Annotated in this window: 21 protein-coding genes; 5 read left to right on the top strand and 16 right to left on the bottom strand. The window is 43.2% G+C overall.

What is annotated here, in order from left to right:
- Positions 1-90: 90 nt before the first annotated feature.
- From bfr (ACVBIO_RS17540) to ACVBIO_RS17480, 13 genes are all read right to left on the bottom strand, one after another.
- Positions 91-558, bottom strand: a complete 468-nt coding sequence (bfr, locus tag ACVBIO_RS17540; protein ID WP_447160148.1) for a bacterioferritin — start codon at positions 556-558, stop codon at positions 91-93.
- Between the two features lie 12 nt (positions 559-570).
- Complete coding sequence (gene bfr, locus ACVBIO_RS17535; RefSeq protein ID WP_447163317.1) at positions 571-1,038, bottom strand: bacterioferritin; 468 nt, start codon at positions 1,036-1,038, stop codon at positions 571-573.
- Between the two features lie 334 nt (positions 1,039-1,372).
- Positions 1,373-1,594 (bottom strand): (Na+)-NQR maturation NqrM, encoded by a 222-nt coding sequence (nqrM, locus tag ACVBIO_RS17530; RefSeq protein WP_012156314.1) that lies wholly within the window; start codon positions 1,592-1,594, stop codon positions 1,373-1,375.
- Positions 1,595-1,606: 12 nt separating this feature from the next.
- On the bottom strand, positions 1,607-2,623 hold the full coding sequence (locus ACVBIO_RS17525) for an FAD:protein FMN transferase (protein ID WP_447173111.1): 1,017 nt from the start codon (positions 2,621-2,623) through the stop codon (positions 1,607-1,609).
- Positions 2,624-2,652: 29 nt separating this feature from the next.
- Positions 2,653-3,900, bottom strand: coding sequence for an NADH:ubiquinone reductase (Na(+)-transporting) subunit F (gene nqrF / locus ACVBIO_RS17520; protein ID WP_447160151.1), 1,248 nt, complete (start codon positions 3,898-3,900; stop codon positions 2,653-2,655).
- Between the two features lie 47 nt (positions 3,901-3,947).
- Positions 3,948-4,556 (bottom strand): NADH:ubiquinone reductase (Na(+)-transporting) subunit E, encoded by a 609-nt coding sequence (gene nqrE / locus ACVBIO_RS17515; RefSeq protein ID WP_447173110.1) that lies wholly within the window; start codon positions 4,554-4,556, stop codon positions 3,948-3,950.
- Positions 4,557-4,561: 5 nt separating this feature from the next.
- The gene (locus ACVBIO_RS17510; protein ID WP_447160153.1) at positions 4,562-5,194 is read right to left on the bottom strand and encodes an NADH:ubiquinone reductase (Na(+)-transporting) subunit D; all 633 of its coding nucleotides are present in this window, start codon (positions 5,192-5,194) and stop codon (positions 4,562-4,564) included.
- Positions 5,194-5,991: a Na(+)-translocating NADH-quinone reductase subunit C gene (locus ACVBIO_RS17505; protein WP_447160154.1), complete on the bottom strand. Its 798-nt coding sequence runs from the start codon at positions 5,989-5,991 to the stop codon at positions 5,194-5,196. Before ACVBIO_RS17505 ends, ACVBIO_RS17510 begins: the two co-directional genes overlap by 1 nt.
- Positions 5,984-7,183, bottom strand: a complete 1,200-nt coding sequence (locus tag ACVBIO_RS17500) for an NADH:ubiquinone reductase (Na(+)-transporting) subunit B (RefSeq protein ID WP_447160155.1) — start codon at positions 7,181-7,183, stop codon at positions 5,984-5,986. The genes ACVBIO_RS17505 and ACVBIO_RS17500 overlap by 8 nt, the downstream gene beginning before the upstream one ends.
- Entirely contained in the window at positions 7,183-8,517 is a 1,335-nt protein-coding gene (locus ACVBIO_RS17495) for a Na(+)-translocating NADH-quinone reductase subunit A (protein WP_447160156.1), read from the bottom strand. The genes ACVBIO_RS17500 and ACVBIO_RS17495 overlap by 1 nt, the downstream gene beginning before the upstream one ends.
- Before the next feature lie 653 nt (positions 8,518-9,170).
- Positions 9,171-9,680 (bottom strand): S-ribosylhomocysteine lyase, encoded by a 510-nt coding sequence (luxS, locus tag ACVBIO_RS17490; protein ID WP_447160157.1) that lies wholly within the window; start codon positions 9,678-9,680, stop codon positions 9,171-9,173.
- 329 nt (positions 9,681-10,009) lie between these two features.
- Positions 10,010-10,309, bottom strand: coding sequence for a BolA family protein (locus tag ACVBIO_RS17485; protein ID WP_447160158.1), 300 nt, complete (start codon positions 10,307-10,309; stop codon positions 10,010-10,012).
- A 128-nt stretch (positions 10,310-10,437) separates the two neighbouring features.
- Entirely contained in the window at positions 10,438-11,124 is a 687-nt protein-coding gene (locus tag ACVBIO_RS17480; RefSeq protein ID WP_447160159.1) for an alpha-ketoglutarate-dependent dioxygenase AlkB family protein, read from the bottom strand.
- A 105-nt stretch (positions 11,125-11,229) separates the two neighbouring features.
- Here ACVBIO_RS17480 and ACVBIO_RS17475 point away from each other — a divergent pair, with 105 nt between their 5' ends.
- Positions 11,230-12,489, top strand: a complete 1,260-nt coding sequence (locus tag ACVBIO_RS17475) for a methyltransferase (RefSeq protein WP_447173112.1) — start codon at positions 11,230-11,232, stop codon at positions 12,487-12,489.
- Between the two features lie 121 nt (positions 12,490-12,610).
- Here the strand turns inward: ACVBIO_RS17475 and ACVBIO_RS17470 are convergent, their stop codons facing one another.
- The 3 genes from ACVBIO_RS17470 to ACVBIO_RS17460 form a co-directional block, all read right to left on the bottom strand.
- A complete protein-coding gene (locus ACVBIO_RS17470; protein ID WP_447160160.1) occupies positions 12,611-13,552 on the bottom strand; it encodes a sterol desaturase family protein in 942 nt (313 codons plus the stop codon).
- Between the two features lie 119 nt (positions 13,553-13,671).
- Positions 13,672-14,736 carry a DUF2804 domain-containing protein gene (locus tag ACVBIO_RS17465; protein WP_447173109.1) on the bottom strand — a complete coding sequence of 355 codons (1,065 nt, stop codon included), beginning with the start codon at positions 14,734-14,736 and terminating at the stop codon, positions 13,672-13,674.
- A 221-nt stretch (positions 14,737-14,957) separates the two neighbouring features.
- Positions 14,958-15,518 (bottom strand): porin family protein, encoded by a 561-nt coding sequence (locus ACVBIO_RS17460; protein ID WP_447160162.1) that lies wholly within the window; start codon positions 15,516-15,518, stop codon positions 14,958-14,960.
- 222 nt (positions 15,519-15,740) lie between these two features.
- Between ACVBIO_RS17460 and ACVBIO_RS17455 the strand changes: the two genes are divergently transcribed.
- The 4 genes from ACVBIO_RS17455 to ACVBIO_RS17440 all read left to right on the top strand — a co-directional run bounded on the left by ACVBIO_RS17455 (position 15,741) and on the right by ACVBIO_RS17440 (position 18,992).
- Positions 15,741-16,307 carry a YajG family lipoprotein gene (locus ACVBIO_RS17455; RefSeq protein WP_447160163.1) on the top strand — a complete coding sequence of 189 codons (567 nt, stop codon included), beginning with the start codon at positions 15,741-15,743 and terminating at the stop codon, positions 16,305-16,307.
- A 48-nt stretch (positions 16,308-16,355) separates the two neighbouring features.
- Positions 16,356-16,952, top strand: coding sequence for a peptidylprolyl isomerase (locus tag ACVBIO_RS17450; RefSeq protein WP_447163313.1), 597 nt, complete (start codon positions 16,356-16,358; stop codon positions 16,950-16,952).
- A 117-nt stretch (positions 16,953-17,069) separates the two neighbouring features.
- Positions 17,070-17,390: a hypothetical protein gene (locus ACVBIO_RS17445; protein WP_447160165.1), complete on the top strand. Its 321-nt coding sequence runs from the start codon at positions 17,070-17,072 to the stop codon at positions 17,388-17,390.
- A gap of 171 nt (positions 17,391-17,561) precedes the next feature.
- On the top strand, positions 17,562-18,992 hold the full coding sequence (locus ACVBIO_RS17440) for an AmpG family muropeptide MFS transporter (RefSeq protein ID WP_447173108.1): 1,431 nt from the start codon (positions 17,562-17,564) through the stop codon (positions 18,990-18,992).
- The last annotated feature ends 158 nt before the right edge of the window (positions 18,993-19,150 follow it).

Below are 19,150 nucleotides of genomic sequence, written 5' to 3'. Positions count from 1 at the left end.
TATTATTGAGTTTGAAGACAGACTTGTGAAACATATTAACTAAAACTGCAGTTACACAGAATCTGTTACACCCTCTGCAAACTCGAAGGGTTACATTTTACTTTGCAGGTAATTTTGTAAGCCCACTTTATCAATTAATCCTAGCTGTTTTTCAAGCCAATACATATGGTCTGCCTCTGTTTCTTCAAGCAGCACCTCTAAGATTTCACGACTCTCATAATCACTTTTTAGCTCACATAAAGCAATTGCACTGCGTAAGTTATCGGCAACTTGATATTCATAGGCTAAGTCATTCTTGAGCATCTCTTGAGTGTCTTTACCAATATTGAGTGCTTCACGGCTAGCAACGTCAGGCGTGCCTTCTAGAAACAGTATTCTTTGCACCAACTTTTTAGCATGCTCACGTTCATCGTCTGACTCATGGGAGATCCGCTCGTGTAACTCGTTTAGCCCCCAGTCTTCATACATTAAACCATGTACAAAATACTGATCCATTGCAGATAGCTCGCCGGTGAGCAATTTATTGAGTGTGTCGATGACTTCTTGGTTACCTTTCATAATGCTCTCCAGTTAGCCCATCTTAGACTGCAAGTAATTTTGAATACCGGTTAATGAAATAAGCTCTAATTGAGCCTCTAGCCAATCTAAATGCTCTTCCTCGTCTTCCAATAGATCTTCTAGGATATCGCGACTAACGTAATCAGCCATTGATTCACACAGTGCAATCGCTTCACGAAGAACCACTAACTCTTCTTCAAGCATCACTTTGTCACACTCAAGCATTTCCTGGCTGTGCTCACCGATACGGATCTTGTCTAACTGTTGTAGATTAGGCAGCCCTTCCAGAAACAACACCCGCTCAATCAGTTTATCGGCATGCTTCATATCTTGAATCGATTTCTTATAGGCTTTTTCATCGAGCTCACCTAAGCCCCAATTCTTATACATACGCGCATGAAGAAAGTATTGATTGATAGCTGTAAGCTCGCTGGTCAGTACTTTGTTTAACTGACTAATGACCTTAGGTTGTCCTTTCATCTATTCATCCTTAGTTAAATTGATCTATATCAATCTTTATAAGCTAGAACAAAAAACAACCAAGTTCAAATAAACATTATATTTCAACAATTTATTAAGAAAAACAATTCTCATTAGCACTACAATTCTTAACAAGTGGGTAGCGCGATTAAATCGCTAATTTCTACTGTGAAACGAGGGGCTTAGTCGGGAGAGAAATAAAAAAACTCAAATACAATGTAAGATACATAACTCATAAGCTGCCATGCGGGATGTAACAGAGGAAAGCTTTAGATAAAAAAGATATAAAAAAGGCCCCTACCAAGGAGCCTTAATCACCGAACCATCAACAGAACTAGATAATACGGTTCTGCTCTAACTTTTCTCGGCGTTCTTGTTCTGCCATTCTAGCTTTACGCTTATCACATGGATCATCACAATCACATGCTTTCTCAATTCCGAGCGCACCTAGACCACCGCAGCTTCCAGCAACAGCTTGTCGTTTGACTAAATAGCCTATCGACATTAAGAAAAAGAAACCTAATAACACGACAAAAGCCGCAATAAATGTGCTCATATTCGACTCCAACTACTGAGTAACGAAAGGTTTAAAGGCTTCACTATAGAAAACTTTAAAGCCATCATCCTGCTTTTCAATAAGCATTATCGCTAGATGCTCACGTTTAGCAAGTTCTAGTGATGCTTGAGTACCTAATACCATCATAGCGGTTGCGTAGCCATCTGCAATCATAGACTCTTCATGCAGTACTGTCACAGATGCTAATCTATGGTTTATTGGGTAGCCAGTGCGCGGATCGATCAGGTGTGAAAAACGCTGTCCGTCTTCCTCGTAATAATTACGATAATCACCGGATGTTGCCATCGCCATATTTTTGGGGGCTATGACCTGCTGGATCCCATTACCGTTATCACCAGGCTGCTCAATCGCAATACGCCATAATGAACCATCAGCTTTAGTACCACGCAGGCTAATTTCACCGCCAATCTCGACCAAATACCCGGTCGGATTATACTTATCTAACAAGGCGGCTATTTTATCAACACCGAAGCCTTTTGCAATCGAAGAAAGATCAACGTAGATATCAGGGTCTTGCTTGCTGATCTTATTACCGTCAACAGCAATATCCTTAATACCAGTACGCTTCATCGCTGCATCTATCTGTTGCTTTGATGGAATTTGCGTCGGTCGTTTATCTGGGCCAAAGCCCCACAAGTTAACTAAAGGTCCCAGTGTTATATCTAGGGCGCCATCGGTTGTTTTATATAATGCTAATCCTTCAGCAATTACCTTGGCTGTATCAGCCGATACTTCAACCTTATCTTGACGAGTCATCTGGTTAAACTTAGATAACTCAGAATTGGGTCGATAGGTCGACATCTGATCGTTCACCTGCTCTAAAGCTAGGTCGATCTCAGCTTGCAGTAACTGGGGATCTGGCATCTTCTCGTTAGGCACAACTTTAATGTGATAAGTCGTTCCCATCGTGTTGCCAGACAGTGAAATCACTTCAGCTTGTTTAGTACAAGCTGAAATAAAAAAGGCTAACCCGATAAGGGCCAGCCAGTTTACTAAGGTCTTAAACATATTGACCTAGATCTCCAATAAGAGAAGGGTTAGCCACCGAAGTCATCCAATAAGATGTTTTCATCTTCGACACCAAGATCTTTTAGCATAGCAATTACTGCAGCATTCATCATTGGTGGGCCACACATATAATACTCACAGTCTTCTGGCGCTTCATGATCACGTAAGTAGTTTTCATACAGTACGTTATGAATAAAGCCTGTGTATCCATCCCAGTTATCTTCAGGCTGTGGATCAGACAGAGCTACATGCCATTGGAAGTTCGCGTTATCAGCCGCTAAGCCATCAAAATCTTCAACATAGAACATTTCACGGCTAGAACGAGCACCATACCAGAAGCTCATCTTACGCTTAGAGTGAAGGCGCTTAAGTTGGTCGAAGATATGCGAACGCATTGGCGCCATACCTGCACCACCACCGATAAATACCATTTCTGCATCGGTTTCTTTCGCGAAGAACTCACCGAATGGACCAGAAATCGTTACCTTGTCACCCGCTTTTAGGCTAAAGATGTACGATGACATCTTACCACAAGGCAGAGATAGGTTACGTGGAGGTGGCGACGCAATACGTACGTTCAACATGATGATACCTTCCTCAAGAGGATAGTTCGCCATAGAGTATGCACGGATTGTTTCGTCTTCAACAGTTGATTCAAGGTTGAAGAAGCCAAAGTGTTCCCAGTCGCCACGGTATTCTGCAGGAATATCATAATCTGCATATTTAACATGGTGCGCAGGTGCTTCAATCTGAATATAACCACCGGCACGGAAAGGCACAGAGTCACCATCAGGAATTTGCAGCTTAAGCTCTTTAATGAAAGTGGCTTTGCTATCGTTAGAGATAACTTCACATTCCCACTTCTTAACACCAAAGATCTCTTCTTCCAGCTCAATCTCCATGTCGTTTTTAACGTTTACCTGACAAGATAAACGGCAACCGCCACGAGCTTCACCTTTGCTGATATGGTCCATTTCAGTTGGTAAAATATCACCACCGCCTGACTTAACATGGACTTTACACTGACCGCAAGTACCACCACCACCACATGCAGACGATACGAAAATACCGCTCTCTGCTAATGCGCCTAGTAGCTTGCCACCTGCGGCTGTTTTAATTGCTTTACTCGCATCATCATTGATGCCGATAGTGACATCGCCGCTTGCAACTAGCTTTGACTTGGCAAATAAAATTACCAAAACCAAGACTAATACAATCGCGGTAAACATACTCACACCGAGATATACATCGATTGGAGTAGATTCAAGAATACCCATTAAATTATCCTTAAAGGTTCAAATTAAGACGTCGTTATGGTGCCTCTTTACAGAGACACACCTGAGAACGACATGAAACCTAGAGCCATCAAACCAGCGGTAACAAAGGTAATACCTAAACCGCGAAGCCCATCAGGAACATCAGCATATTTTAACTTCTCACGGATACCAGCAAGCAGCACAAGTGCTAATGCCCAACCGATACCAGAACCGATACCAAACACAAAGCTTTCACTAAGGTTGTAGTCACGCTCAACCATGAAAGACACTGCACCAAAAATTGCACAGTTTACGGTGATTAGCGGTAGGAAGATCCCCAATGCGTTATATAGCGGTGGGAAATACTTATCCAATGCCATCTCAAGGATCTGAACCAAAGCTGCGATAACACCAATGAAGGTAATGAACTTCAAGAAGCTCAAGTCAGCATCTGGAACACCTGCCCACGCTAATGCGCCTGGAGCAAGAATGCCTTGATAGATAATTTGGTTAACAGGTACTGAAATCGCCAGTACCACGATAACTGCAACACCTAGACCCATGGCTGTTTTTACTTTCTTAGATACCGCAAGAAATGTACACATACCAAGGAAAAAGGATAGCGCCATGTTTTCAATGAAAACAGAACGAATTAATAGACTAATATAATGTTCCATTATGCTTATCCTTTCGCTTCAACTTGCTCTGGCTTCATCACACGAATAATCCAGATCAATGCACCGATCAAGAAGAACGCACTAGGAGGCAGCAGCAATAGGCCGTTAGGCTGATACCAGCCACCGTCAGAAATCTTGCTTAAGATCTCAACGCCGAATAATGAACCATTACCAAACAATTCACGTACGAAGCCAACTGACAACAAGATTGCACCGTAGCCTAAACCATTACCGATACCGTCCATGAAGCTCATCATAGGAGGCGTCTTCATCGCATAAGCTTCAGCGCGGCCCATTACGATACAGTTAGTAATAATCAGACCAACAAATACCGATAGCTGCTTAGCAACATCATATGCATAAGCTTGCAGTACTTGGTCAACCACGATTACTAATGAAGCAATAATCGTCATCTGCACAATAATACGTACACTACTAGGAATGTGATTACGTAACATTGAGATAAACAGATTCGATAATGCCGTTACCGCCGTTAACGCAATTGTCATTACCAAAGCTGTTTCCATCTTACTGGTTACAGCCAAGGCGCTACATACACCCAAAATTTGTAGTGCAATTGGGTTATTGCTGACGATAGGTCCGATTAGAACCTGTTTAAGTTCTTTAGCATCAGCCATTAGCTCAGTCCTCCATCTCGGGCTTTGTCGATAAAGCGTTCAAAACCTTCTTTACCTAACCAAAACTCTAACGAATACTGCACACCGTTACTGGTTAATGTTGCACCTGAAAGGGCATCAACACCATAAACAGTCTCTGCAATAGCAGGGTTTTTAGTGATAGTAATCGCTAATTCACCCTTGTCGTTGTATAACTTTTTACCTTGCCACTTAGCGACCCATTGTGGGTTTTGTACTTCACCGCCTAGACCAGGTGTTTCACCTGAGCCAGAAAAGTCGTAATACACCAAGTTCTGGATAGTATTTAGATCAGGATCCAATGCTAAAAATGCATACATGGTTGACCACAGACCATAACCTTTAATCGGTAAAATAACGCTAACCAGATTACCTGCATCGTCTTTAACCAGATAGATAACAGCATCATTTGCTACACGCTTTACTGATGCAATATCGTTTTTAGGTACAAAAGATAACTTAGGGTCACGAGCGGCTTTATTCATGTCGAACGTATCGCCATCGACACCATCAACAAAATCACCGGTGCTTAATGAAACAACTTTTGCTTCAACATTTTTGTCGTAAAGCGCCAAGATCTCAGCCTTAGAGACTTCACCATCTTTGGTCGAAATCAAATTAGCTGCTTCAAGAATATACTTTTGCTTATCAAGTAATTTGTTTTCTTGTTGGATAGGTTTCAACAATACTGCAGCCGTCGAAACGAACATAGAGCAGATGAAACATAAGCCAACAACAACAAACAGTGTTCTTCCGAACGAATCTTTATTACTAGCCACGAGCAATCCTCCGCTTGATATTCGACTGAACCACGAAATGGTCAAATAATGGAGCAAATAGGTTAGCGAACAAGATGGCCAACATCATGCCTTCTGGGAAAGCAGGGTTGATAACACGAATGAATACCGCCATTGCACCAATTAAGATACCGTAAGCCCATTTCGCATTATTAGTGAAAGACGCTGAAACAGGGTCTGTCGCCATAAACATCATACCGAACGCAAAGCCACCTAATACAAGGTGCCAGTACCAAGGCATTGCAAACATTGGATTCGTGTCACTACCGATGAAGTTAAGTAGGTAAGAAACTGCAATCATACCGACCATAACACCACTGACGATACGCCATGAAGCGATGCGGGTGTAGATGATAACTGCGCCACCAATCAAGATAGCCAGTGTCGATACTTCACCAACAGAACCTGGAATGAAACCAAAGAATGCATTCCACCAGTCAGTTGTTAGACCGTACTCTAATGTGCCCTGCGCCGCCTGACTCAGTGCTGTTGCACCAGAGAAGCCGTCAGCCACAACCCAAGTTGTGTCACCAGACATATTTAGCGGGTAAGCAAAGAATAGGAAAGCACGACCGGCCAACGCTGGGTTGAGGAAGTTACGGCCCGTACCACCAAAGATCTCTTTCGCCACAACCACACCAAAGGTAATACCTAAGGCAACCATCCAAAGTGGAATCGTTGCGGGCAGTGTTAGTGCAAAAAGGATTGAGGTAACAAAGAAGCCTTCGTTAACTTCGTGGCCGCGAACCGATGCAAATAGCACCTCCCATATACCACCGACAGCAAATGTCACTGCATATATGGGTAAGAACCAGCAAGCGCCATACCACAATAATGCGGCAACACCTGAACTTGCAGTCAACTCAGTACCAAACATACCGAATAAAGCAACTTGCCACGTATCAGGAGCAGCAAAACCTGCCACTAACGCGTCTTGTGCTTGCAAACCTACGTTGTACATACCCATAAACATTGCCGGGAATGCACATGCCCAAACCGTAATCATCATACGTTTTAGGTCCAAGTTATCACGAACGTGGGTACGCCCCTTGTTCACGTGACCTGGAGTATAAAAGACAGTATATGCAGCTTCAAAAAGCGCATAAAACTTCTCATATTTACCGCCTTTTTCAAACTGCGGTTCAATATTTTCGAAAAACTGTTTTAAGCCCATTAGCCTTCCCTCACAATCGTATCTAAGCAGTCACGTAGATATGACGCATAGTCATATTTACCAGGACATACGAAAGTACACAGTGCCAAATCTTCTTCATCCAACTCCAATGCACCAAGTGTTGCAGCGCCATCGTAGTCGCCTGACACTAGGTCACGAAGAAGCATGGTAGGAAGAATATCCAGCGGCATTACACGCTCATAGTTACCAATAGGTACCATGGCGCGATCTGAGCCACCTGTACTCGTTGTCATGTTGAACAAGCGAGAAGATGAAAGGTGTCCAAGGAATGCACGAGTAATAGAGAACTTATCGCTGCCTGGCATAGCCCAGCCAAATAGTTCTTTCTCAGTGCCTTCTTCCAACAAGCTTACTTGATTATGGTAACGACCAAGGTAAGCGTGAGGACCCGTAGCCTTGCGACCGTTTAACACTGAGCCTGAGATAATGCGAACATTACCTTCACTTGCTTCACCCTCAGTCAACTGCGCCATTGCTGCACCCATTTGGGTACGGACTAGACGAGGTTTAACAGCCTTAGGGCCAGCAATAGCAACTACTCGTTGAGTATGTAGCTCACCAGTCACAAACAACTGACCAATCGCTATCACGTCTTGGTAGTTGATATGCCATACGGTTCTTGTTGCAGACGCTGCTAATAGGTTATGAATGTGTGTGCCAGGCAATCCTGCAGGATGTGGACCGGCAAACTCTTCAACCTGAGCATTAGCACTTGGAATATCAGCGCCAGCAGCCTTACAAAGGTAAACCTTACCTTCGGTTAACTTTGAAAGCACCTTTAGGCCGATTTCAAAATCAGCTTTATGCTCTGCAATCACGACAACAGGATCTGCTGCTAATGGTTGAGTATCAATAGCGGTGACGAATATACCAGCAGCGGTAGAATCAACGCCTGGTATTCGACTGAAAGGACGCGTTCGCAAAGCCGTCCACAAGCCTGATTGGATCAGGTTGTCACGTACTTGCTGAGTTTCAAGCGTGTCGATAGCAGTGGCGTCATATTTAGCAAAAGAGATGCTTTCATCCCCTTCCACTTCGATGACAACAGACTGCAGAACACGCTGAGCGCCCCGGTTAACTTCGGAAATTGTACCACTGGCTAAAGCAGTATATATCACGCCAAGATTCTTCTTATCTTCAAAAAGAATCTGACCTTTTTTAACTTTATCCCCTACCTTAATTTTCATGGTAGGACGTAAGCCAATATACTCTTCACCCAAAGTAGCTACATATTTGATGGCTTTACCATCATGAATAACTTGCTCTGGCCCACCTGCTATAGGTAGGTCTAATCCTTTCTTTATTGTAATCATATCCACAAGCACTACGTTATGAAGGAAAGACAATGCGCCGCGTTCCTGCTAAACACACAAGTTTTTAAACAAACCTCTAATTCGTGTTGAGCTAGCGCAGATTTATCGTCGAAATGCGATCGTAATCACGCTGGTCGCGCGCATTTTACCCCAAATATCACAAGCTCGCCATGAAAAATGTGACTGTTTTAAAAGGTTGCAAATGTTTTGAGAACAAACAGGTTAAATGTCAGTGAAAATTAAGATTTTATTAATATAGCTACAGGCCACATTCTCCATACAATTAAAGAGCTTAATTAACTTTTACCACAGATACTCCACCAAAAAATGGCTAGATATAATAAAAATTAAACATTTATCTAAGTGCTGATTAATTAGGCTTGCGAGGATAGCGTTGCAAAACACTGTTTCATACAGATAACAGGCTTAAATCTATAATTTTAGGCATATTTAAGCTTGTTTTGGTCAAAAATAGAGTTGAATAAAGCGAAGTGAACTTGCCCTTTTGCGCTAGAAAAGCACAACAGAAAAACAATGAAATTGACCATCTAACCATAAATAGCGCTAAAGCTTTCAAAATACAGACTTAACTCAAACATAAAAAAGACGGCTGCTGCCGTCATTTTTGTGTTTGAGTAACCCATTCTTGTCCGTTACAGCCCTTTTAAGATTGCCTCGCTCAGACTTAAATCATCATTGCGGTTAACATTGATACCGGCTGCGATAATATTGCGGGCGATCTCTTTAGCTTGCTCAAGAGAATGCATTTCAAAGGTGCCACATTGATATTCATTAAGCTCTGGAATATCTGATTGAGATGCGACCTTTAGCACATCTTGCATCGCAGCAAGCCACGAATCAGCAACGGTCGACTCCGTCGGTGTGCCGATTAAGCTCATGTAAAAGCCTGTACGACATCCCATCGGTGAAATATCAATAATCTCGACGCCATCGCCATTTAAATGCTGACGCATAAACCCTGCAAACAAGTGTTCAAGGGTATGAATACCTCGTTCACTTAGGATCTCTTTATTCGGAATACAGAAACGTAAATCGAATACCGTTATCGTATCGCCATTTGGTGTGACCATAGATTTAGCGACGCGCACAGCGGGTGCATTCATACGTGTATGATCAACGGTAAAACTATCTAATAACGGCATGTTAATTCTCCAAATTCGGCCTAATCGCTCATAAGCATAATGTTCGTTACTGCCTTAATCGACTGTAAGCTTGTACTGATCTAAAGTGATACTTACGTACTGCAGCTGCGTAGTCAATAAAAGCACCATAAACTTTTTTCATTATTGCATCACTTTTCGCACACTTAACCAAATAACACAACAAACCGCCCAAAGGCATTAGCCGCCAACACTTAGACTCCACCTTATTAAAGAAGGTCGTTTGGACTAGAAACAAAAAAGCCACAGCGATATGCCGTGGCTTTAATTACATCAACTCACCGATAATAGTGATGCTAACTTAGTATGGCTTACCCTTTACACTTTGGTGACGCGGGTACATCTACCTCAACCGCCCACTCTTGTGGAGTAAAAGTGTGCATAGACAGCGCGTGTAAGCCTTGAGCAAACTCTTCAGCCAATGCCTCATTAACTGCACGGTGACGACCAATAAGGCGCTTGCCTTCAAACTCGCTACTAGTGATGATCACTTTAAAGTGGGTTTCAGAGTTTGGCGGTACGTGATGGTTATGACTTTCGTTAATCACTTCTAGGTGAGATGGTGAAAGTGCTGCGGTGAGTTTTTCGGTAATGATCTGTTCAACTGACATAACGATGTTCTCAATAGGCATAAATGCGATTGCGGCAGGTTACTGCGATAATCTTTAAAGATCAACTGGCAGCACTATCGATATCGATTAGAACTAAATTTGTCCCCCCCCCCTCTGCTACCTATTTATTAAGCTATCTGATGAAAACCGACAATTAAGCGTCTAAAGGTCAGATTTAATCTTGGCTCTGTCACCTTTAATCGCTTAGGGAGTGAATGTTGCCACTCTTTTTGCATGGGCCAATGCATAATAAGTAAGTCCCCACTATCAAGAGATAAACTTATTTTTTGTTGAGTCTTTTTATGGCGAATAAAAAAGTCACGGCTTGCACCTAAGGTGACCGACGCAATATCACTTCCGGGTTCTATCTCCTTTTCGTCATCACTGTGCCAGCCCATCGACTCATGACCATCGGCATAACGGTTCACTAATACACCATTACTATTAAGCTCGAACTCTCGCGCTAACTTCTGCCGCAACTTATAGGCATATTTAGGCCACGGCTCAGCCTGTATAAACAAGCCTGAATAAAAATAGTCACACCCTTTATCGGCAAACCATACCTGGCTACGGGGAATTGGGTAACGCTTACCATAAACAACCACTTCAGGACGATTGAGCGGGTAAGTCGCAGACTCGTCTAGCAACGCCTTTTGCTGCGCGCTATTGAGATAGCCCTTAATTAAGGTGTAAGGCACTGCAATTCTAGGCTCACATTCAGAGCGGGGTCTAGCAATTGCTGTCGATAATGCCTGTTGAGAAGGTTTAATATCGGACAAAACTGGCCGATTAAGCCCTAAATCACCCTGTTTCATCGTTAAACCTCCTAACCTACAGCAGATATCATAATTCACATCATATACCTGAGATCATAAATCTGCGATAATATGCGCCCTAATTTATTTGGTACTTATTGGCATATGACGACACATTTTTCTGTATCGGGTATTGAACTCGAACTCCTCCGTTACCCTAGCAGACAAGAGTCTAATCTGCAGGCATGGGACGCTGCCGATGAGCACCTAATAAAGCATTTAATCGATACAGAACAAACAAGCATTAACACTGCGATTGTCAATGATAGCTTCGGTGCGTTGACCGCGGGTCTAATATCAATCGACCCTAGCTGGCCGCTGACACTGGAAACAGATGCAAAAACCAGCTTACTGGGCACGACGCAGAACCTTAGCCGTAATCAGTTACCGAATGAGTCGCTTACCTGGGTAAATAGTCGTGATGAGCTCCCTCAAGGACTTGAGCTCGTGCTAATGAAACTGCCAAAAAACCTAAACTACTTTGCCCACCAGCTAAATAGATTGTCACATGTCTTACCCGCTGGAACACAGATATTGATTGGTGCTAAAGCCAAGTCAATTAATAAGTCATTATTAGAAACCATTAGCCAAAATCTTGGGCCTGCAAGTGCGAGTCTGACATGGAAAAAGACCCGCGTTATCACTTGTATTAGCGATGGTAAAATACGTGCTTTACCAAAAGCGACAACTTGGTCGGTACCTGAGTTTAACTTGCAGATCACCAACCTGAGCAATGTCTTTGCTGCCAATAAACTCGATATTGGTGCACGGATCATGCTCGATAACATGCCTAAAGGTGAATTCAAATCGATAGTCGATTTAGGCTGTGGTAACGGTATTTTAGGCTTACATGCCAAACAGGTATTCCCAGAAGCCTACGTCCACTTTATTGATGACTCTGAAATGGCCGTTGCCTCTGCTAGAGAAAACTGGGCACTCAATAAGTTAGATAATCCAGCACTGATAGGCGAGCAAGCAACCTTTGGTTGGGATGATTGCTTAACGAATATGAGTGAAGGCTTCCGCCCGGACTTAGTTCTATGTAACCCGCCGTTTCACCAAGGTGAAGCCATTACTGACCATATCGCTTGGCAGATGTTCTTAGATGCCTTTAGACGTTTAAAAAATGGCGGGATTTTAAATGTGGTCGGTAACCGTCACTTGGCCTATCACGTTAAGTTACAGCGGATTTTTAAGAATTGCACCACGGTTGCATCGAACGGCAAGTTTGTTATTTTGCAGGCACAAAAAATCAGCAAGAAGAGCCAAGAAACTGAACTTGAAGCAGAACAAAGCTCAGAAATTGACGCGAGCCCCCAAGCTCCGCACCCTCAAAGCGCTTTGTACGGTAAGCCAAGAGCCTAACCAAAGAAATATTCTGATGTAAACATAAAACGGTGAGCCTGTTGCTCACCGTTTTTTTATCCTATCAATCTGCTCTCAGCTCAATTAAGTCTCAGCTCTATCAGGTCCTAGCTAACCGAGCTCACGATTTAACGTCTACAACCTGTTCATCATGTTTAGGATCTTGTTTACCAAGTTCTTGCTTACTAGGGATTGGCTCGCTTATCTGCGAGACTGCTGTTGCTGGCGGGGCAAATAACACCTTAAACCTTTGCATAGGGGTCAAATTAGCCGCAAACGCCTCTTTAAACATATCTCGCCATTCAGTAAAGGTCACCACTAGCGGGTTAAAACTGTTAATGGGCTTAGTGATCCCGTACTCAACAGTCTCATCTTCCTTGGCAAACGTGCCAAACATGCGATCCCAGATAATCAAAACCCCCGCATAGTTCTTATCTATGTACTGTGGGTTACGCCCATGATGCACTCGATGATGGGAAGGCGTATTGATGACCCACTCTAAAATACCTAAAGACTTGATCGCCTGTGTGTGAACAAAGAACTGCAGCCCCAAATTCAACAACACAACAAACACCACCCAATTAGGGTCAAAACCCACGATGACTAACGGCAGCCAGAATATCCACATCCCTGCCATTGGATACATTAAGCTTTGACGAAATGCGGTGCTAAAGTTCATATTCTCCGAACTATGGTGGGCAACATGAGCCGCCCACATCCAACGAATGCGGTGACTGGCACGATGGAACCAGTAATAACAGAAATCTTGCGCCACCATTAGCGCAATAAACGTGGCACCATTCATTTCAATATCAAATAAACGCCAACCAAAGAACATCAGATATAACTTAGCAACTAACAGCCCTGTTAGGATGTCGGTTAGCTGATGCATTGCAGCTAAAGCAAAGTTACACATTACCTCAGGCAAGTGATAGCGGGCATTAAGAGGTAAGCGGTTTTGCCTATCGCCCATATACCACTCAAGTAAAATACAGATGAAGAAAATCGGGGCGAGTACGAGTAGTAGTACTTCGGGGTGTGCGATCAGTGAATTAAAATCCATCTTATATATCCTTTTATCCTTTGTTTCCCTTATATCAGGGGTTTGCCTCGCCGTTTTTATTGTCGCGGTAAATCCATTGCTAATACCTAAAAGTCATTAATCCTGCTGGCGTAGCAAAGTTACCAACGTGCAAAATGGTCTTCTGTTAGCCCTAGAACATTATCGAGTTGATGTCTCTGACCCAAATTATCAATAATACAGCCATCAAAATGGCCTAAATACTGCCTAAAATTACTTTTTAATAGCCATAAGTTTAGTTTCTCTTGACGGCAGTTTTTCGGTGTAAAAGTCAGCTCCACTTGACCATTATCTGAATACACTCGCCAGCTTCCCGCAACGTCTGTTTTATTTCGTTGACGGATAAAGTCAAAATGCACAGCCCCAAGAAGGTGCCTTTCGCCGTTATGCCAAAACGCGTTCTCATGACAGCCAGTCTCATTGACTCCAGCAGCTAAATTTAACCCCAAACTTCCACTTTCAGTTAAACAGTTAATACTTGCCCAGCGCCAACTGGTTTCTCGGCGCATAAAGCCTGCACTAAAATCGTATCCGGCCGTGACTCTTTGTAATGGTTGCGGCTCATGATTAATGATTAGGCTACCCGCTACCTTTAAGGCGTTATGTTTTTGGGTATATGTCCAGCCGCTATAGCCCGTTGGGTTACACATCGCCATGGGGAGGCTTAATGGCTCTGGCTGTAAACTTAAATCCGCTTCAATCCCTAACGTATTGATCCTGATGCGCCAAAGCCCTTGTTCAATATCAAACTCAACTTGCCCCTTACCACTCTTTATCTTCGCCTTACCTTGCATCGGAGAGTCAGACATCTGATAACCTAGGCCCAAAGGCTTAAGCCAACTCGTTTCTATCAGCTGATCAGTGTTGATGTCGTAGAGGTAACAGAAGGCACTGCCCACATAGCGAATATCGGCCAGTGCGACCCCTATAACGTAATGTGGCGTAACGATGCTAGCAAACTGGAACTGCTTATAGGCAAAATGCTTTGACCGACTTGAAGCGAGCTTGTCCATCTCATCAAAGTACTTGAACTGCTCCACACCCAAGTGAGGCACCGGACCATCGAAATGCCCGTAGATAGCGCGACCATGCTCATCAGTCAAACTTGGCGGAGCCGCTGAGCTGGTCAATATATTAGGCGCCCATGGCACATTATTCTCAGACATAAAGCTTGAGTTCCAGAATTAAATTCGACCTTTTACTCTAACTGGAACTGACTCAGGTTAAAAGCTGCTTAACCACTTTTTGTTAATAAAGTGTAACCACAAACACCTTGCTATTTAATCGATAATTGAAAAGTATACTGAAGACAACTAAGCACAAAAACATCGCCTAAGCACTTTACAAGCCTGCGACGGACAGCGACGGAAACTTAATCTACTTGCGGTTAAAAGCGATAACTCAAGCCAATATTGAGGTTTTGCACCTCTAACGCCTGCACCGGCACATATTGATACTCGACATTCATTCCTAAGCCAGAATTAAACCTAATTCCCCAGCCAACTGCGGCATAAACATCCGTTCCATCGTCTTCAAAATAATTAACCTTATCACTGCCCCAGTTGCCTACATGGTAGGAAAGCTCATTCGCACTCGCGCCTAATTTTGCGTATAAGCGATTACTGTCAGATAGCATGTATTCTCCATAAAGCGCAGCCCTGTATCCTGAATACTCGATATTGTTAATACGAGTGATTACTCCGGTAAAAATACTCGCCACACCACCACTTCCGGTAAAATACCCCGCCTCAAGACCTACATTTTCGTGCCACATATAGCGGTAGTAAATATCCACGACAAAGTTATCACCAGCACTGCTATCGTGATTATCTGATTGTTCTAAATCTTGGAAACCATAGCCAGCACTGACACCAAAAATATGAGGAGCCTCCGTGGCTATAGCATTACAGCTGAGTAAACCTGCAACAAGCATTGTTAAAATACGCATATCATTCCCTTCATACACTCTTATCCTTCAGTGATTTACACTGCCATTAAAACTAAAAACAGTTAAAACCATTACCACTGCATACTACAATAGCCTTGCTTGGGTTATCCAGCCGCTATAACAGTAAAAACCACCTAAATTGCAAAAGTTTAGGCTTGCTCTGGAATCACCTACATCTTCTGGTATGCTGATGCCATTAAAAACTTGTTTATGAAAGTCAAAATGAAACGTTTACTTATATTGATCACTGCAGCTCTTGCGGCTGCTGGTTGCGCTAGTCAAGGGCCATCACATATCGCTTTAAATCCTGAGGTTCCTAGCATTAGCCAACAAACAGAAGCCGAGCTTCCTGTCGCCCTAGAAACGATTGATACTCGTTCGGCCAACTTTATCGTGCGCTTTAACGATGGTGATAAAGCCGCGCGCCTTATCAGCCCGAGTGAAGCGCCTCGAGTGCAAATGGATCAAGTCTTTAGAGAGGGATTTACCCAGGCTGGATACCGAATTGACCCAAGCTCAGTCAATCATATGCAAATACAGTTGGAGCAATTATTAACCGATGTTGATGAAGGCACCTTTGGCTTTGAAGCTAATAGCCAAATTATCATCAATGTGATCGCTAAGAATGCCAATCAAGAACTGACCAAACGTTATCGTGCTAAAGGTCTATTGAAAGGCCCATTTAGCGCCGACTTTGCTACGCTTGAACTAGAAATGAACAAACTACTGGGCGAGCTAACCCGCGACATTATTAACGATCCAGAGCTTAACCAGTTTATTCAGCAATAAATATAACTCAAGGCTTGCTGTATTCAACTTGCCATTAAAAGGAACACTATGAAAACTTGGATAACAAAGGCACTAACATCACTTGTCTTATTAACTGCAAGCCAACTGTCCTATGCGGTGGACATTCAGCCTAATACGCTTTATCCCCAGGTAGAACTTGATACCAGCATGGGGAAAATTGTGGTTGAGCTCGATAGAACCCGCGCCCCAATTACCGTTGATAACTTTCTCACCTATGTCGTAAAAGGTCATTACGACAACACTTTGTTCCACCGCGTGATTAGCGATTTCGTTGTACAAGGTGGGGGCTTAGATTTAAACAAAGAAGAGAAACCAACCGATAAGCCAATCGTTAATGAATCTGGCAATGGCCTATCTAACTTAACGGGCACTATCGCAATGGCCCGTGAAGCCGAACCACATACAGCCACCAGCCAATTCTATTTCAATATCGTCGACAATGAGAAGTTAGATCCCTCTTCTCGCCGTTGGGGTTATGCCGTTTTTGGTGAAGTGACCTCTGGCATGGAAGTGCTACAAGCAATGTCACTCGTGCCAACTGAGTTTAACACCAAGATAGAGTGGCCTGACTTTCCGGTTAAAGATGTAGTACTTAAGAAGGCGACACTGTTACCGCGCGACTAACGTAAGTATGATTTACCAATATTAATTTTGAAATAATTTGAATTTATTTGAATTTATTTGAGCTAAAAACCTAATTTCGTGCCTATACTTATTTTGTTAAGTAAAGGAGGCGGCTCAATGACAGCGGATGAGTTCATTGATGGTAAGGCGCCCCAACTGGCTTTCTATGGAAAAGCGTTTTTGAGTGATCAACTCGATTTCAATGAAATCCAGTTATACCTATGGGACACCCTTGAAGAATGGCAGATGTACAATCATCAGGGTGATGCGCAGACAGATATGGAACGTGTGTTTTGGCACCTATTACACGCCTTTGACAGATGGCCTAGTTGGGCTATTCGAGGTAATCAGTTTTTGCGAAAGCAGATCCATGATTGCTGTGACTACTTGAGCATTGGTGGTCAAATACCTCAAGGCTGTATCGGCATCAGACCTTAGTATCTATACTATTGAATATCCACAAAAGAGCTTATTAAGCTCTACCAAAGCCCAAGCCACTATTGTCGGTTTGGGTTTTTTATTGCCATCTCACTAAATCACCGATTAATCTCTTGAACCTAATCTCGCTCAGCCGTAAGCTAAGCGAATCTATTCCAGCAAAGATCCCTTATGTCTTCTGCATCCGTGCCCTCTTTCTTTCAGCGCTTTAAAGACGCCGCCTCAATTTATTGCCATAAACGCGTTCTCGTTTTGTTGTTACTTGGTTTTTCGGCCGGTTTACCCTTGATGCTGGTTTTCTCTACCCTGTCATTCTGGCTCAGAGAAGCCGGGGTTGACCGAACTGCCATTGGCTATTTTAGTTGGATAGCACTAGCTTATGGTTTCAAATGGGCTTGGTCACCGCTAGTGGATCGGATGTCGCTGCCGATATTTACTCGGCTACTAGGTCGTAGGCGTGGCTGGATGATGTTCGCGCAGCTACTCCTTGTGGCAGCGATTATCGGGATGAGTCAAAGCGATCCCCTAGCCGATTTAGAGCGACTGGCTCTGTTTGCCTTAATGGTCGCCTTTGCCTCAGCCACTCAAGATATTGTTATCGATGCATTTCGAATAGAATCTGCGCCGGTAAAAATGCAGGCAGCACTCGCAGCGGCTTATCAAGTAGGCTATCGCAGCGCCATGATTATAGCGACAGCAGGTGCACTGACCATAGCTGCATGGATAGAACCTAATAGCGAGGCCTACAGTTTAGTGTCATGGCAAACAGCCTACTTAGTCATGGCTGGGCTCATGTCTATCGGTATTTTAACTACGCTATTTAGTAAAGAGCCGATTGTTGAAACCAAAGAGGCTGATGAAAAAGAAGCTGAATTAAAAGTTAAGTTTGCAGCCCGCTACCCCAAAGCCATCGCCGCTAGTTTGTCTTGGATTTATACCGCGAGTGTACTGCCGTTTATCGATTTCTTTAAGCGTTATGGCCGCAGTGCAATCCTTATCTTATTACTGATCTCTTGCTACCGTATATCCGATATCGTCATGGGGATCATGGCTAACGTGTTTTACGTGGATATGGGCTTTTCGAAAACGGAAATTGCCACATTAAGTAAAATCTATGGCCTGATCATGACATTAGTCGGCGCGGGAGCTGGCGGTCTATTAATCGCTCGCTATGGCACAATGAAGATTCTATTTTTAGGCGCATTTCTGGTTGCGGTGACTAACTTATTATTTGCCTACCAGGCTATGATTGGTTACAACGTGTCTTTCTTAACCTTTGCGATTTCGGTAGACAATTTCAGTGCAGGTATCGCAACAGCGGCATTTATCGCTTACCTATCGAGTTTGACCAGTAGTGGTTACAGCGCGACTCAATATGCACTGTTATCTTCAATTATGTTGCTGTTCCCTAAGTTTATTGCGGGCTTCTCTGGTGCTTATATCGATGCTTATGATTATGTCAGCTTCTTTATCGCTGCAAGTTTGATTGGCTTCCCAGTGCTGGGGCTTATTATGCTAGTACAGAAATATGCGCCAAACCCAAGACTTACAGAGCAAGATGAAGCTAAGCCGGATGATGCAAGTAAAGAGTCCAGCATCTAAAGAAGCTTGTACTCGTTACTGGGAGCTGAACTGATGGCCATATCTACTAACCATATTTAATAGCCATATCGATTAGCAAAGAGCATTTGCTCTGAAGTAGATAGTTTTGATCTGAAATAGGTAGTTTCGAGCTAAAACGAAAGAGTAAAAACAAAAGA

The organism is Shewanella sp. 0m-8, assembly GCF_052977265.1.
Note: the sequence above shows the minus strand (reverse complement) of the source record. Positions and strands in the feature narration are given on the sequence as shown.